This is a genomic window from Methanomicrobia archaeon (assembly GCA_011049045.1).
Classification (GTDB): Archaea; Halobacteriota; Syntropharchaeia; order Alkanophagales; family Methanospirareceae; genus JACGMN01.
In genome coordinates this window covers 1-15,624 of the sequence record DSCO01000047.1, presented here as the reverse complement: position 1 = coordinate 15,624, position 15,624 = coordinate 1, and the positions used below count along the sequence as shown (strand labels likewise).

Annotated in this window: 11 protein-coding genes and 2 tRNA genes; 4 read left to right on the top strand and 9 right to left on the bottom strand. The window is 57.1% G+C overall.

From position 1 onward, the window contains the following. The first annotated feature begins 56 nt into the window (after nucleotides 1–56). Nucleotides 57–2,072, top strand: a complete 2,016-nt coding sequence (locus ENN68_05940) for a fibronectin-binding domain-containing protein (protein HDS45616.1) — start codon at nucleotides 57–59, stop codon at nucleotides 2,070–2,072. Between the two features lie 263 nt (nucleotides 2,073–2,335). Here the strand turns inward: ENN68_05940 and ENN68_05935 are convergent, their stop codons facing one another. Next, a complete protein-coding gene (locus ENN68_05935; GenBank protein ID HDS45615.1) occupies nucleotides 2,336–2,644 on the bottom strand; it encodes an MTH1187 family thiamine-binding protein in 309 nt (102 codons plus the stop codon). Between the two features lie 99 nt (nucleotides 2,645–2,743). Here ENN68_05935 and ENN68_05930 point away from each other — a divergent pair, with 99 nt between their 5' ends. Continuing rightward, complete coding sequence (locus ENN68_05930; GenBank protein ID HDS45614.1) at nucleotides 2,744–4,633, top strand: PAS domain S-box protein; 1,890 nt, start codon at nucleotides 2,744–2,746, stop codon at nucleotides 4,631–4,633. A gap of 6 nt (nucleotides 4,634–4,639) precedes the next feature. Here the strand turns inward: ENN68_05930 and ENN68_05925 are convergent, their stop codons facing one another. The 5 genes from ENN68_05925 to ENN68_05905 all read right to left on the bottom strand — a co-directional run bounded on the left by ENN68_05925 (nucleotide 4,640) and on the right by ENN68_05905 (nucleotide 13,496). Next, complete coding sequence (locus ENN68_05925) at nucleotides 4,640–6,337, bottom strand: CoB--CoM heterodisulfide reductase iron-sulfur subunit A family protein (protein HDS45613.1); 1,698 nt, start codon at nucleotides 6,335–6,337, stop codon at nucleotides 4,640–4,642. Next, entirely contained in the window at nucleotides 6,324–7,679 is a 1,356-nt protein-coding gene (locus ENN68_05920; GenBank protein ID HDS45612.1) for a CoB--CoM heterodisulfide reductase iron-sulfur subunit A family protein, read from the bottom strand. Before ENN68_05920 ends, ENN68_05925 begins: the two co-directional genes overlap by 14 nt. Beyond that, complete coding sequence (locus tag ENN68_05915; protein ID HDS45611.1) at nucleotides 7,657–9,279, bottom strand: hydrogenase iron-sulfur subunit; 1,623 nt, start codon at nucleotides 9,277–9,279, stop codon at nucleotides 7,657–7,659. Before ENN68_05915 ends, ENN68_05920 begins: the two co-directional genes overlap by 23 nt. A gap of 17 nt (nucleotides 9,280–9,296) precedes the next feature. Next, nucleotides 9,297–12,032, bottom strand: coding sequence for a CoB--CoM heterodisulfide reductase iron-sulfur subunit A family protein (locus ENN68_05910; GenBank protein HDS45610.1), 2,736 nt, complete (start codon nucleotides 12,030–12,032; stop codon nucleotides 9,297–9,299). A 72-nt stretch (nucleotides 12,033–12,104) separates the two neighbouring features. Continuing rightward, on the bottom strand, nucleotides 12,105–13,496 hold the full coding sequence (locus ENN68_05905; protein HDS45609.1) for a DHH family phosphoesterase: 1,392 nt from the start codon (nucleotides 13,494–13,496) through the stop codon (nucleotides 12,105–12,107). A 95-nt stretch (nucleotides 13,497–13,591) separates the two neighbouring features. Here ENN68_05905 and ENN68_05900 point away from each other — a divergent pair. Then, nucleotides 13,592–13,666: transfer RNA gene (locus ENN68_05900), tRNA-Arg, on the top strand. Here the strand turns inward: ENN68_05900 and ENN68_05895 are convergent. The 3 genes from ENN68_05895 to ENN68_05885 are packed head-to-tail and all read right to left on the bottom strand — an operon-like array spanning nucleotide 13,658 to nucleotide 15,204. Further along, the gene (locus ENN68_05895; protein ID HDS45608.1) at nucleotides 13,658–13,915 is read right to left on the bottom strand and encodes a PRC-barrel domain containing protein; all 258 of its coding nucleotides are present in this window, start codon (nucleotides 13,913–13,915) and stop codon (nucleotides 13,658–13,660) included. The genes ENN68_05900 and ENN68_05895 overlap by 9 nt on opposite strands. A gap of 39 nt (nucleotides 13,916–13,954) precedes the next feature. After that, entirely contained in the window at nucleotides 13,955–14,806 is an 852-nt protein-coding gene (locus ENN68_05890; GenBank protein HDS45607.1) for an NAD(+) kinase, read from the bottom strand. 17 nt (nucleotides 14,807–14,823) lie between these two features. Next, nucleotides 14,824–15,204 (bottom strand): nascent polypeptide-associated complex protein, encoded by a 381-nt coding sequence (locus tag ENN68_05885; protein ID HDS45606.1) that lies wholly within the window; start codon nucleotides 15,202–15,204, stop codon nucleotides 14,824–14,826. A gap of 163 nt (nucleotides 15,205–15,367) precedes the next feature. On the opposite strand from ENN68_05885, the gene ENN68_05880 reads away from it, so the two are divergent. Beyond that, nucleotides 15,368–15,441: transfer RNA gene (locus ENN68_05880), tRNA-Val, on the top strand. Nucleotides 15,442–15,624 lie beyond the last annotated feature (183 nt).

Genomic DNA, 15,624 nt, shown 5'->3' with positions numbered 1-15,624 from the left:
CGTTATAGCATATCGTCCTCGGCGTTGCGTTGGATTCGGGATCGGGACGAGCGGGTATGCTCCCTTGCAAAAGCCGTGCGAACAGATTAGCTACCGTGTCGTTCCTTTTTCTTCGTCGCGATCCACTTACAAGTGGCATGAAGGAGTCCATGAGCAGTGTGGACGTTGCAGCCGTGGTGATCGAGCTCCAGGAGCTGGTGGGCGCGCGCCTCGTGAAGGCCTATCAGCACGGTAAGGACGAGATACGGCTGAAACTGCACCAGAAAGACCAGGGCTCGCTCGATTTGATCATCGAAGCGGGAAAACGAATCCATCTCACCAGATACAAGCGACCCGCGCCGCGATTGCCCTCGAGCTTCGCCATGTACATTCGCAAGCATCTCGGCGGCGGGCGGCTTGCAGCAATCCAGCAGCTCGAGTTCGACCGGATCGTGGCGTTAACGATCGAGCGCTGGGATAAAAAGACGACACTACTGGCGGAATTGCTGCCCCGGGGTAATCTCGTGCTCGTTGACGAGGAAGAGACGATTATGCTGCCGTTGCGGCGAAAGAGCTTCGCCACGCGGGAGATCAAGGTACGCACGAAATACGAGCGCCCACCGTCGCGCGTGAATCCGTTGACCGTGACCGAGCAGGAGCTGAAAGCGCTCTGCGAGCACCAGGATAGGGACGTGGTACGAGTGCTGGCTGCAGAGCTGAGCCTGGGCGGCTTATACGCTGAAGAGCTCTGCACGCTCGCAAGCATCGAGAAGACCAGGGCGGCGAACGAGCTCACTGAGCTTGATATTTCAGCGATTGCCGCGGCACTGCAGACGCTCTTCAAGCCGCTGCTCACCCGCGACAAAACCCTCTTGAGACCACATATCGTGCTCGAAGCTGCTCAGGATAAGCTGGATGTGCTCCCGTTCGAGTTGAGCGCGTACAGCGAGCGGGAGAAGCAATTCTTTGACTCATTCAATGGGGCGGCAGACGAGTTCTTCACCCAGCAACTCGCCGAAGCGGTCGAGGAGCAGGTGAAGGTCGAGCAGGAGAAAGGGATCAGCAAGCACGAGCACGTGCTGGCCGAGCAGCTCGCCGCGCTTCAGAATTTCGAGCGCAAGGAAGCGGCCTGCATACAGAAGGGTGAGCTGATATACACGCGGTATACCGAGCTTGAAGCGCTGCTTCGCGAACTGCCCAAGGGACGAAAGACGGTTACCGTAACCCTGCCGGACAGCGATCTCCCGCTTGAGCTTGACACTTCACTCTCATTGCATCAGAATGCCGGTGCGTATTACGAACACGCAAAGACGTTCAGAAAGAAGCGCGGGGGTGTAGAACGCGCGATCGAGGAGACGAAGGAGCGGATAGAGACTGAGAAGGCGAGAGAGGTTGCACGAGCAGAAGTGTTCATCCCGGAGAAGAAAGCGGCCAGACCGATGCATGAGGAGTGGTACGAGAAGTTCAGGTGGTTCGAGACCTCAGACGGCTTCCTCGTCATCGGCGGCAGAGATGCGACCACGAACGAGCTTGTGGTGAAGCGGCATATGGAGCACAACGACTTGTTCTGCCATACACAGGCCGAGGGCGCGCCGGTCGTGATCGCGAAGACGGGCGGTAAAACGATTACAGAGGCGGGGCTGAGGGAGATCGCGCAGTTCGCCACCTCGTATTCAAGCCTGTGGAAGTACGGGTTCTACGAGGGCGAGTGCTACTGCGTGCCCGGCGAGCAGGTGAGCAAGACACCGCCATCGGGCGAATACATCAAAAAAGGGAGCTTCGTGGTGCGCGGCAAGCGACGTTACTTCAAGGCGCCCTTAGGGCTCTGCATCGGTATAAAGGAGGGTAAACTGGTGATCGTGCCAGCAACAGAGCAGCAGCAACGGCAGATGGAGCTGTACGTGGAGCTCGCACCGGAAGGCGAGCTGGAGAAGAGCGAGCTGGCTAAACAAATAGTCACGATATTTCTCGAGCGGCAAAAAGAGAAAGCGGAAGGAGAAGAGGGAATCGAGCACCAGGTAACGTTAGAGAAAGTGCAGCGGTATTTGCCGCCCGGGAAGACGAGGATAAAAGCGATTCATTCAAAAGCGTAAATTTAATTCATGTTTCCCATCCCAAAGGTGAAGGTCCTGAAGAGGATACATAATTTGCCCGGCTGGATTGGCTGGTGAGGTAATGATGGTGCAATCCTGGTTTTTGGAGCAACAGTGTGGGTATTTCACCAGCGAGATACCCGTGATTAAACCGGGCTGGCTATTTAGAATCAGGGCGAGAAAAGGACTGCATTATGGAGATACTGAGAGGATATACTCTACAAACAACAGCAGCAGCAGGAGAGCAAAGCGCTAGTTAGGATCTATGATCCGTTATAACCGCTCCGTACCGCTTTTAGTTTCTGCTCGATGCTTCCCGCTTTGTCCCGCCGCTCGTCTATTTTCAGCGTGGTCACGACCCGTAACGCGCCCTGCTCGAAGACCGACTCATGCACCGTCCTGACCGCCTCCAGAATCACGGGCAGCTCGGCAGCCTCGATAATCGTGCCCATCGCCGTCACCTGCGGCTCCAGGCCCAGTTTCCTTAGCGCCGAAACCGCTTTCGTCACGTACCTGCTCACACTCGGTGTTTGTGTACCGAGGGGAACAACCGTGAGTTCTGCGATGATCATTTCGCAACACCCTCCCGTACACTATAAGTGCTCCAGCATATACATAGTATAGACATACCGGATTAACCCGGCACAGCGGCAAACGGGAGCGGTTATAGAATGCCACAGCCAGAGGCGCAACGGGAGATAACGATCCTGCATGTCGATGATGAGCCCGAATTCCTTGCGCTGACCAAAGCTTTTCTAAAACGCGAGCAGAAGCAGTTCGTTGTGGATACCGCGGCCTCGGTGGAGGAAGCGCTCAAGCGGTTTGATGAGCGTTCTTATGACGTCATCGTCTCCGATTACCAGATGCCCGGACTGGACGGCTTGACGCTCCTGCAACAAGTGCGCGAGCGCAGCAGCACCATACCGTTCATCGTGTTCACGGGCAAGGGTCGAGGAGAAGTCGCGATTGAGGCATTGAACAGAGGCGCCACCCACTACCTCCAGAAAGGCAGTGATATCGCGAGCATGTATGGCACCCTGATCTACGTGATCGAGGAAGTAGTGTCGAGAAATTGGGCGCTGGATGCGCTGCGCGAGAGCGAGTCGAGATATAAGGAGCTTGCTGATTCCTTGCCCCAGGTGGTCTTTGAACTCGATGAGCGCAGTAACCTCACCTTTGTGAATCGAAACGCCTTTGACGTTTTTGGGTATACTGAAGAGGAGTTTGCCCGCGGGTTGAACGCGCTACACATGATCGCCCCTGCGGATCGGGACCGAGCCGCGCGGAATATACAGCGGGTACTTCAGGGCGAGTCGCTCGGCGGTATTGAGTACACAGCCTTGCGGAAAGACGGGTCCACGTTTCCCATCTCCATCCATTCGAGCCCTATTCTCCGCGAGAATAAGCCGGTAGGCCTGCGCGGTGTTTTAATAGATCAGACGGCGCGTAAGCAGGCAGAGGATACACTCCGCAAGAGCGAAGAGCTCTACCGTCTGCTGACAGAGGAATCGCCCTTTGGTATTGCTATTATATCCCCTGATGGTCGGTATCGCTGCGTGAATGCCATGTTCACCAAGCTCTTTGGATATACGCTGGAAGACGTCCTCACCGGGCGTGAATGGTTCACTAAAGCCTTCCCGGATGAGTCAGTTCGCGAAGCAGCTCGCTCAGCATGGCTCGCAGATCTGAAAGCGTCAAAGCCCGGGGAATTCAGGCCTCGGTCGTTCACGGTTACCTGCAAGGACGGCACCAGGAAGGTGATCTGTTTCCGCTCAGTTACGCTCTCGACGGGCGAGCAGCTCGTTTTGTATGAGGACAGCACCGCCCAGAAGCGAGTGGATGCTGAACGTGCCAAGATCCTCAAGGAGCTCTCGGCCAAGAACCGGGAGCTGGAGCGGTTCACCTATACCGTCTCCCACGATTTACGCTCACCGCTCGTAACCATTGCAGGCTTCACGGACATGCTCCGGAAGGATTTAGAGCTGGGCAACCACAAGCGGGTGATGAGCGATTTACGGTACATATCGACCGCAGCGACCAGGATGGACGAGCTCTTGAGCGCGACGCTGAAGCTCTCGCGTATTGGACGAATGGCGAACCCGCCTGAGGACATGCCGTTTGGCACACTCCTCCAGGACGCCCTGTCGCAAACCGCCGGTGAGCTACAGGCGAGCGGCGTTGAACTCGTTGTCGCTGATCAATTCCCGACCGTCAATGTGGATCGTTTAGGGATCGTAGAACTCCTGGTAAATCTTATTAGCAATAGTATCAAATATCGGGGCGATCGCCCGGATCCCAAAATTGAGTTTGGACATCGTATGGACCGTGATGAGACGGTTTTCTTTGTGAAAGACAACGGGATCGGGATCGCTCAGAGCGATCAGGAGAAGGTCTTTGAGATCTTTTACCAGGTGGACCGGCGGAGCGAAGGCACGGGCGCCGGGTTGGCGATCGTACGCCGGATCGTTGAGATGCACCGCGGTCGCATCTGGATCGAATCTGAATCGGGTAAGGGGTGCACGGTCTGTTTCACGCTGCCGGTGGTGAAAGCGGACCTCTAGGTTTATTTATCCCTGCTCGCGCTGCAGGAGTGTGAAGAAATTCTTTATCTGTGCCGCGACTTCGATATTCCTGAAGTGACGCTGGTCCAATGCACCGGTCGGGCACGCGGCAACGCAGGTGCCGCACCCCTTGCAGAGCGCCTCGATCACTTCCAGATGCTCATTCAGCCGTAACGCGCCGTAGGGACATTTATCGACGCAGATCCCGCACTTCACGCAGGCATTCTGGTCAATAACGGGCGTGATCGCCTCAGGCACCACGTATCCACGCGCCATGGGGATCGAGGCTCGCGATGACGCGCCCAGCGCCTGCGCTATGCTCTCCGGGACATCGCGGGGGCCGTGAGCAGTGCCGCAGACATAAATGCCATCGGTGGCGAAATCCAGCGGTCTGAGCTTCACATGCGCCTCGAAGAAAAACCCGTCTGGCCCCCGCGCCACCTTCAACATCTTCGAGATTCGCTCGGTCTCGGACGCGCTGACCAGCGGTGTAGAGAGCACTACCAGATCGGCCTTCAGGTCGAGCTCTTTGCGGATATTCGCATGATAGACCTTGACGCTCGTCCCCTCAACGATCGGCTCGCTCCCGGGCACAAACCGCACGAATCGTACACCCTGCTCACGCGTCTCGGTGAGCAGGTGCTCATAGTCGCCGTAGACGTTGATCCCTTCGTTCAGGATATAGATCTCAGCAGCGGGCACATGCGCTTTTATCACTAACGCGTTCTTCAAAGCGGTGGTGCAGCAGATCTTCGAGCAGTAAGAGACCTTCCGGCCGCGCGCGCCGACGCACTGGATCATCACGATCCGGTTGCCGAGCGTGCTGAAATCGCCTATCTCGGCGCACGATCGCAGCCGTTCCTCCAATTCCAACTGCGTGATCACTCGCTTTCCGTCGTACCTGAAGAGCCCTTCAGGTTTGAGCTCTTCCGCACCAATCGCCACAATGATCGTGCCTATGTTGAGCTTCTGTATTGCGCCGTTCGTGGAAATCGCGGCGGTGAAATTACCGACATAGCCCTCCACCTCGTCCACTGAGGCCGAGGTCCAGACCGTTATCTTCTTCTCCGCGTGCACGTCACTGACGACGGCACGCAGGAACTCGCTCGCATCGGCGAAGGTGGGATAGAGCTTATACAGTCTTCTGAGCAATCCACCCAGCTCCGGCTCACGCTCCACGAGGTGCACTTCGAAGCCCTGCCGCGCGAGATTCAATGCCGCGGTCATGCCACTGATCCCACCGCCGATCACGAGCGATTTCGGCTCAACTCTCACCTGCTCCTCCTCCTGCGGCTCCTGCAAGGCTACTTTTGCCACCGCCATGCGCACGAGGTCCTTCGCTTTCTCCGTTGCCTTCCCAGGCTCGTGCATGTGGATCCAGGAGCACTGGTCGCGGATGTTCGCGAACTCAAAGAGGTACTTGTTGAGCCCCGCAGCTTCACACGCTGTCCGGAAGAGCGACTCGTGCGTTCGCGGCGTGCAGGCAGCAACGACGACGCGGTTCAGTCCTTTCTCCACGATCGCCTGCTTAATCGAGTCCACGCCGTCCGATGAGCAGGTGTAAAGATTCCGCTCGGCATGCATGACGTGTGGTAACGTCTTCGCGTATTCTGTTACCGCCGGCACATCCACCACACCACCGATGTTCGTGCCGCAATGGCATATGAATACCCCGATCCGAATCTCCTCGTCACGCTCCGTCAATGTGATCCCTCCCCGTTCGTGCTATAATCTCAGAGGCCGCAGCTGCAGCAGCACTCGCCTGGGCCACGCTCTCCGGGATGTCCTTCGGGCCCTGTGCGTAGCCAATGAGAAATATCCCCGCCTTGTTCGTCTCAATCGGCGCGCCGAGCCGATCTATGGGCGTGAAGAACCCGTACTCGTCAACCGGTATACCGAGCACAGCCGCGAGCTCTTTTGCGCTCTTACTCGGTATTGGCGCCGTGTTCAGCACGACCAGCTCGGCCTCTATGCGCTCCAGTTTCCCGGTAGCCATGTCTTCATATTTGATGATCAGGTTCTTCGTCTCTTTATCCTCGATAATCTCGCCCGGACGGCCCCGTACGTACGTGATCTCGTATTCCGATTCTCCACGGTCTAAGTACTCCTGCGATCGCTTACCTACGGCCCGCAATTCAGAGTACAGAATGTAGGTCTTCGTGTCCGGGTAATGCTCTCGGGTGAGTATCGCGCCCTTGGTAGCATTTAAACAGCAGACACTGCAGCAATACGGGTAATTGCTCCGATCGCGCAGCCCGACACATTGGATGAAGACGACCGTCCGCGGCACGTTACCGTCAGACGGCCGTAGCAGGTGCCCTTCCGTCGGGCCGCCCGCGCAGATCAGCCGCTCAAATTCCAGTGCCGTGAGCACATTCGGATAGACGCTGTAACCGTACTCTTTGAACTGTGTGGGCTCGGCGAAATCATAGCCCGTGGCCACGATGATCGCATCCACGTCGAGCTCAAGCTCTTCCGGCTGCTGCTCGAAATCGATCGCATCCGGCCCGCAGGCCTCGACGCAGGGCGGGGATTTACCGCATTTACCCTTCGTGAGCATGAGACAGTGCTCGTCGTCAATGATCGCGACGCGGGGCACTGCCTGGATGAAATAGAGCGATATAGCTGGTCGTTTGCCCAGATTCATATTGAATTCGTCCGGATACCGCGCTTTGAGCCGACAGGCCAGTACACAGCGCCCACAGCCGGTGCATTTGTGCTCGTCCACGAACCGCGGCTTCTTCACGATACGTGCGGTAAAGTTCCCCGCCGCGCCCTCCAGGCCCATTACTTCCGCGTTCGTTATGACCGTTACGTTCGGATGTCCGAAGCATTCGAGCATCTTGGGAGCGAGGATGCAGATGGAGCAGTCGTTCGTGGGGAAGGTCTTATCCAGTTGCGCCATCCGGCCTCCGATGGATGGCTTCTTCTCCACCAGATAGACTTCGTGTCCGCGATCGCCGAGGTCCAGCGCTGCCTGTATTCCCGCGATACCACCTCCGATTACCAGCACGCGTCCCATCTCAGTGCACCTCTCTGACCGCATCGGCGAGCACGGTTACTAAATCTTTTATCTCGATCTTCACAGATCGGCCTGGCGGGAGGTCACCCAGCTGCGCACATCGCAAGTGCGCCTGACATTTCGGGCATGCAGTCACGAGTAGCTCGCTACCGGTTGCAGTTGCCTCCTCCAACCGGGTCAGCTGCATCCGCCGATGCGCACTACCGCAACCCACCCACGCGTTCGGACCACCACAGCAGTTCGCGATCTCCCGTGCATGCGCCATCTCGGATAGGGTAAATCCCGCCTCCTGCAGCAAGAATCTAGGCGCATCGTAGACCCCGAGCAATTTACCCAACCTGCAGGGATCCTGGTACGTGACACTTATTCGCTCACGGTCCGCCGGCGCTGAGCCGAGTTGCAGGTCACTACGCTCCACCAGCTCTTGTAAGAGCTCGGAGATGTGCAGGACTTCGAAGTCGAACTCCACAAATTCTGGATATTTCTGCTTCAGTATCCAGTAGCCCTCGGGGCATGAGCAGACCACGCGCTTCGCGCCCGTCTCTCTGAGCAGTGTGGCGTTGTATCGGGCAAGTGCCCGGAAGGTTTCGTCATCACCGATCCAGTAGAGGTCGTGCCCGCAGCACTTCTCGCGCTCTGCAATTGCGGGCGTTACGCCAGCACGGTTCATCAAGAAGACCGCATCACGCGGGATACTCGCGATCTCCGCGCCAATGCGCTCAAAGGGTAGATCCACCGCGCATCCAATATCCTTAAAGAGGAATTGATAGAGCGGTGCGCAGCCGGTGAAGTATACCAGCTCACCCCGCGCCTTTGTTTTGAGCTCTTTAAACAGAGCGCGTCTCATCCCGCCATCCACCTCGGTCTGCGACATGATACGTGCCGATGAGACGAAGAGGTTGCCATGACTCGGGTTCGGCTCGTAGCTCTCAAAGAGCAGCCGCCGGCGCACGCGCCGTATGAATTCAGGAAAATCAACCACCGCGGGACAGATATCCCCACAGCGCCCGCAGGTGAGGCAATCGAAGGCTACCTGCTCCACGTCGTTTGTGAACCCGAAGAGGGCCTGGCCGACCGTAACCCGGGGCGAGAAGGGCTTTGCTTCTGAAACGGGACAGATGGAGGTACATTTGCCACATTCTGCACAGTAATATACCGCGGTATCAGCGATGATGCTCTCTAATTCCTCGGGCGCGTCTTTGGGCCGTTCTACCCGTACCTCGTTCCTGCCCAGGTTCCGCACCTCGTTTACGAACTTTGTAATACGGTGCGCGAACTTCCCGCCCTCGACTGATGCGAAATAGTCAAGGCGCAAACGTTTCGCGTCGATCCCGATGGCTCCCAGCAGTTCTTTGAGCATCTGGACGCGCTGCGCTGCCTTTTCGTTCCCCGAGTGGTAACGGCAGTCACCCGGATGACAGGCCGCGATCAGAACCCCATCAAACCCGCGTTCGAATGCACGGAGCACGAAGTACGGGTCTACGCGACCAGCACAGAGCACGCGCACGATTCGTACTCCCGGTGGGTACTGGAGTCTCGTGGCTCCCGACAGGTCCGCGCTCGCATACGCGCATCCGGTACAGCAAAATACAACAATACGCGGCTCAAAGTCCTCTTCACTCATGATGGTATAAGCTCCTCCTAGGCGATTGCCTCGATCATGGCAGTGAGCTGTTCTAACGTGGACGTGCGATATCTGATAGCTCGGGTAGGGCAGGCAACGGCACAGGCACCGCAACCCTGGCAGATAGCTTCTCTAACGCTCGCGATGGGGAACCCGTCTGATTCCTGCAGTCTGATCGCATGGTACTCACAGACCTGCGCACAGAGTCCGCAGCCGCGGCACAGCGTCTCATCCACACGCACAATCACGGGATCAAGGGTGAGGTACTCGTGTGCGAGGATCATGCTACATGCTCGTGAGGCCGCTGCATCCGCCTGCACCACGCACTCCTCCAGCGAGGTGGGAAACAGCGCAGAGCCGCAGACGAAGACGCCCCGGGTTGGCGTGTCAACCGGCGTGAAATTCATCCGTGGCCGTTCTCGTGCTTCGATGAAGAAGCCGTGCCCGTTCACGGGAATGCCGAGCAGTTCATGCAGGCGCTCATGCCCTGTTGAGGGCACCATCGGCGTGCTGAGCACGATCAAGTCAGGCTTTATCAGGAGTTCATCTCCCAGAACCATGTCAAAGACCGAGATAATTCCGGCGTTCAACTCTGGCGGGCGGTTCCGTGTGTACCGGACGAAGATCACCCCTTTTTCGCGCGCCTCCTTGTACTTCAATTCCCCTATTCCGTACGTCTTCATCTCCTGATAGAGCACGAAGATCTGCGCGTCGGGATTACGGTCCTTCGCCCGTACTGCATTGGTTACCAGCTCGATACTGCTGTATTTCGGGTAGACGCCTTCGTTCTGCACCGCATCCAGCATCATAACGATCGTGCCAGCGTCCGCTGTATCAGCGGCAAGCAATGCAGCAAACTCGGGTTGCGTGACCACGTTTTTAGCTGCTCCGTAGCCAAACCACCCGCGAGGACTCACTAATTGTGCCCCTATGGCAACAACGACTGCACCACACTCGATTTCCTCTTCACGGTCTGCGGTACGTATCCTCACCGTGAATGCGCCCGGCCGCCCCGACCAATCGGTCAATTCAGCGTTCGTATAAACAGTTACCCGCTCGTTCCTGGTCACATCCTCTTTGAGCCGGGCAAAAATATCAGATGCCCGTTCACCTGTTGGAAACGCATCAACCGTGTTCAGGGCGCCGCCCAGTTCAGATGCCTTTTCGATCAGCGTTACCTCGTATCCCGCAGTCGCAATATCCAGCGCTGCGGTCATGCCGGACACGCCGCCACCGATAACGAGCGCATGCGGGATCACCGGGTACCGTTCTCTCGCCTCTTCGGGCTGATGCCGCACCCGCTCGATAGCCATCGTGACGAGCTCGCCCGCTACCTCGGTCGCTTCCTCGCGGGTATGTACCCAGGCACACTGCTCCCGTATGTTCGCAATTCCCAGCGAGTACGGTGGTAATCCCGCGTTCGCACACGCGGCACTCAGGAACGATTCACTACTTCGGGGACTGCATCCCGCAAAGACGACCCTGTTCAGCTGATGTTCACGTATGCCGCGCGTTATCTTCTCCTTTGCCGTTTCACATGTTGTCAACTCAGTGTCAACGTGCACCACGCTCTTGTGACTCCGCACGCGGTCTGCGAGCGCGGCGATATCGACGTTGTTGCTGATCTCGCCCGCACAGCCGCAGATAAAGACACCGATTCGCGGCGCTTCGCCCACCGTTGCTCGCTCTTCTGGCGTTTCAGCGTACTGATGCTCACTGCGCTTCACGAACCGCGCGGCCTTCACCGCCGCTGCACTGCCCTGCGCGATGCTGTCATGTACTTTCATTGGGCCATTAGCACAGCCACAGACAAAAATCCCGGGCACACTCGTCTCCACGGGATTTGTGGCACTCGTTGCCGGGTAGCCGAATGGATCTTGTGAGACCCCGAGGATCTCGGTAAGCTCGTTCAGCGTCTTCGAAGGCAGCAGGCCAACAGCAATCACCACCAGATCGAATACCTGCTGCTCGATCGTCCCCGCTGCAAAGTTCTCATACTTGAGGAGCAATGGCTCGCCGCTCGATATATCCTCGTGAACAGGGCTACCGCACGGAATGACTTCAGGCACGCGCGACTTAATGTAGCGCACGCCGGGGTCGCTCTTGAGTTCATCCACCAGCTGCTCATCCCGGCCAAAGACCCGCAGATCAATGTAAAAAAGCGCGACCTCAACCCGGGGGAATCGCTGCCTGACAATCTTCGCATCACGCGCGGTACAAGCACAGCACACGGTGGAGCAGAGCTCATTCTCCGTGCAGCGCGAGCCCACGCACTGGATGAAGCCGATTTTACGAACAGGCCTGCCATTTGAGGGCCGAGTCAGCTCACCGTTCTTCGTTGCGACCCGCAGCATTCGTTCAAAATCGAGCGTGGTAACGACATCTGGATGGTCAAGATGATAACTTGGGGAAACGTTCTCGAAGATCTCATAGCCCGCCGCCAGGATGATACTCCCGACCGCAAGTACACGGCCTGAGACGGTCAAGCGGAAATCGCCCGCCGTGCCCGAGAGGGCTTCTACGGTATCTCCCAGTAAGAGTTCTATGTTTGGCTGGTTCTCAACCTCAGCGAGCCACGGCGCTAACCCTATTTTGCATTCGGCGAGTTCAGCAACCTTCCCGCCGAGCGTTTGACGCTGCTCGATGAGATATACCCTGAACCCGGCATGAGCGAGATCGAGCGCCGCTGCAATACCGGAAATGCCGCCACCAATGACCGCAACTCCCATAGGCACTTCTTTCTCGGCCATCATTAAAGATAACCTTTTCTTTTTCGCCGTGCGTTCCTTTCGTGATTCGGCTGGGTACGCGCAGTTAGTTGCTGCTCACTTCTTCTGCTCGCCGATGAGGGCATCGAGAATTGCACTGAATTTCTCTTCTGCGCCATCGGGAATGGACGCGCCCGCAGCCACCGGGTGCCCGCCACCGAAGCCGCCGACTTCTTTTGCTGCGCGTTCCATCGCGGTAGCGAGGTTGATACTCGTTGCGCCTGCGATGAGCTTTTTGTTACAGCGTCCGGAGATCTTTGTCTCGACCTGCTTGCCGTTCTCCACCCGTTCCTTTTTATTGAACCCGATCACCGGCTTATCGGTGTAGAGATAATCGGCCACAATGCCCGCCAGTGTACCGGTAACGCCACCTTCCTGCACATAGAAGTAGTAGAGATTGGTGAGACCTTTTACCGCGCCCTCGCCGGCTTCCAAACGATTCAACTCAGAGACGAGTTTTGCCTGGATAGTTGCGTAGAGCATGGTCGCTTCTTCTCTCAGCCGCGCCACCCGCAGGCAGAGCCCGAGCCCGAGCCCGGATTTACCCAGGCGCCCGCAGGCGTCAATCACCCGCATCAAATCATAGCTATTCGGGATCACCTCGCAATGCAGACGATATGTCGGTCCAACCAGATCGTCTTCGCTGATCCCTGCGTGCTGCGATTCCCGCACGAGCGCCAGGAGCGCGGCAGTCAGCATCGCTTCCTCGTCTTCCGTCAGATCGGTCACCTCACGAGTGCCCTCGATCTTTACCTGATTCAATACTGCAGAAACCCATGCCGGCTTGCCAGTCAGGGGCGTATAGGGATCGGTGGACGAGTTAATCAGCTCCTGGAGTTGCCCGTCGCCGAACTTCAGCCCCCTTTTGATCGAGATGACACCTTCCCGAAGCGCCTCATCCACGATTAATTTGTTCACCCCCGAGTTGAGATCGAGCTTGTCGCCCATGGTGCCGGCAATCGCAAGCCCCGCAAGGTCGATATTACCCCGCTTCTCTCCGGAGAGACGCCGTGCCACGAGATACGAGAGCCCTGCAGCGCATATGGTGCTCCCGCGTTCGTTGACCAGGTCCCGTGCATCGGCAGCGTTGAGGCTGCAGGGATTGATGATGACCGAAGACGGGGTGCTCAGTACAGGAACGGACGCCGGGGGTGCGTGATGATCAATAATGACCACTGCCCGCTCGTTCAGATGTTCGGCGAGCACATCGGACTGCGCCGTGCCCATATCACAGATCAGTATCAGATCATCATCCAGACCCTGAACGAACGACTCTTCCAGTTTATTTACGATCGTTACGTGAAACTGAATGTTCTGCCGCAACAGCGCGATACACAGGATACCCGCGGCCGTAATGCCGTCGGCGTCGTAGTGCGAGATAACGCGTGCAAAGTCGTGCTGGGCGATGATCCTCGCTGCCGTTTCCACGCTCTTTTGCAGTGTCGCCATGGTGAAAGACGTGCCGAAAACTCACGAAACAATTGGAAAAGAGGAAGCCTTTTCTTAAATAACCCCCTCTTTACATTCGGTCGTTCATGGCCACGGGGCGTGTGGCCTAGCAAGGATATGGCAGCAGCCTCCTAAGCTGCAGATCACGGGTTCGAATCCCGTCACGCCCGTACACGAATCCTCTGCGTGTCCACCACGATGACGTCCTTAACCGCGCTCACCGCATCAAACGGGATGAAGACGTAACCGTCCTCCTGCTTGAACTTGCTCGCGTCCAGCTCATCCGAAGGTCTAACCACGAGCTCGCGCAGCGACCCGGTGTTCGCTTCAGCCACGATGTTGTGGAGTATGCCCATTTCACTGCCGTCTGAGTCCACCACCCGCTTATTGCTCAACTTCAGTACCGATATCTTTACCATTTTCGGTTCCCCTCTTCTCTACACACATTCACCCTCAATCTATATCAATCTTCTTATTCTATTATCTCTCTCGTCCTCGACCCGTAATTTATAACGGAGTTTCAGGAAGTGCTTATCCCCCAGGGTAACGAAAAAGGCAGGTTCGCCTCTCGTAACGGTTATGCGCTCCTCTTTTCGGATCGCGCGGTAATACTGCCCATCGATGACGATCTCAGCCGGCTTCTCCTCCAGCAGTTGGAAACCGATCTCACTCTCGATGGCGACGACGGTGGGTCGAGCAGAGAGCTTAAAGGGCGCGATGGGCACGATAATCGTCGCATTCACCGCGGGATCGACGATCGGGCCACCGGCACTCATGGCATACGCAGTACTTCCGGTGGGCGTTGCGAAGATCACGCCGTCCGCGCGCAGCCACTCCAGCTCATCGTCATCGACGAAGATAGCGAAATGGAGCAACTTACCGGGTCGTGAGGTAATGGCGACCACTTCATTCATTGCGTAGGGCATCGTTTCCGCTTTGCCATTGACGCGAACGGCAAGCCGCTCCCTGGGCCCGACATCAAACCCCTGCAGCAAGCTCGTGAGCGTCGCAACACTGGCTTCAGGCTGCACCTCAGCCAAGAACCCGATGGCACCCGTATTGATACCGAGCACCGGTGTAGTGCTCTTCACCGCATGCAGAGCCCGGAGAATCGTCCCGTCGCCACCGACACAGACGAGAAGATCAACCGCCATATCACCTACGCGCGTTCCCTCCCGCTGTAGCTTTGCCGCTGTCGTCTCGTCAAGAACGACCGCGACCTGCTCTTCGAGCGCGGCCACGAGGCGCCGTACCACCACAAGATCTTCAGATCGCGCTTTAGACGTTATTCCGATCCGTTTCGGCTGAATACCCGAAGTGGTGGTCGTCATCCCTCAGCGAGCCGGAAAATCGCCTCTGCTAGATCGCCGTTCGTCTCTGTCAATGCTGCGCGCGCTTCCTCCTCGCTGCACCCGGCCTTATCCATAACGATTGCCACGTCCTCCGCGGAGATGCTCAGTTCGGGCACGGCCTCCGCCTCTGCTCGCGGACGTTTGATCGGCGTGCCGGTGATCTGATACATCTTCGCGCCCTGCGTGTCCATCACGGTGACCGCGGCATCCTCAAAGATGAGCTCATAGTCCGCGGTTCGAATGACCACCTGCTCGACGTCGGTCAGCTCTTCGAGGCTGATCCCCAGCTGCTTCATCTGCTGGTTTAAGAGCTTCGGATTCAAGCCGCCCACACCCTTACGAAATCCACCGCGCATTTTTACCCTCTCTTCCTGTTCACCTTTTTATGCTGATGTGCAGTACCAGTATGTGTATATCATTATAGCCAGGTAAAGTAAAGCATAAACCACGTTTCGACATCTTTGTTTGTGCTATCGGCTGCAGGAAGCCGAGTGTGGAGCACACGTAGCGTAACGGAGCGGGCCCGTGGTCTAGCTGGTTATGACGTCGCCTTTACGAGGCGAAGGTCATGCGTTCGAATCGCATCGGGCCCATTTGCTACAGCGGATGGATCCATCCAAAGTAGCCCTTTTTATAGGAGCAAATGCTTTAGTATGTCGAGTAGAGCTCATAGCCTACCTCTTGTTGGAGTACTGGCTCCGAGGTGACTATGAGCCCCCTCACAGAACCGGACGTGAAGTTTTCCCTCATCCGGCTCTTCAGGAGCACATCCTCTG

Bases quoted from the DNA above. Each gene is read 5' to 3' on its own strand.
- ENN68_05940 (HDS45616.1), top strand. From the start codon at position 57: ATGCTCCCTTGCAAAAGCCGTGCGAACAGATTAGCTACCGTGTCGTTC.
- ENN68_05935 (HDS45615.1), bottom strand. From the start codon at position 2,644: ATGATCATCGCAGAACTCACGGTTGTTCCCCTCGGTACACAAACACCG.
- ENN68_05920 (HDS45612.1), bottom strand. From the start codon at position 7,679: ATGCGGTCAGAGAGGTGCACTGAGATGGGACGCGTGCTGGTAATCGGA.
- ENN68_05910 (HDS45610.1), bottom strand. From the start codon at position 12,032: ATGATGGCCGAGAAAGAAGTGCCTATGGGAGTTGCGGTCATTGGTGGC.
- ENN68_05905 (HDS45609.1), bottom strand. From the start codon at position 13,496: ATGGCGACACTGCAAAAGAGCGTGGAAACGGCAGCGAGGATCATCGCC.
- ENN68_05895 (HDS45608.1), bottom strand. From the start codon at position 13,915: ATGGTAAAGATATCGGTACTGAAGTTGAGCAATAAGCGGGTGGTGGAC.
- ENN68_05915 (HDS45611.1), bottom strand. From the start codon at position 9,279: ATGAGTGAAGAGGACTTTGAGCCGCGTATTGTTGTATTTTGCTGTACC.
- ENN68_05885 (HDS45606.1), bottom strand. From the start codon at position 15,204: ATGCGCGGTGGATTTCGTAAGGGTGTGGGCGGCTTGAATCCGAAGCTC.
- ENN68_05930 (HDS45614.1), top strand. From the start codon at position 2,744: ATGCCACAGCCAGAGGCGCAACGGGAGATAACGATCCTGCATGTCGAT.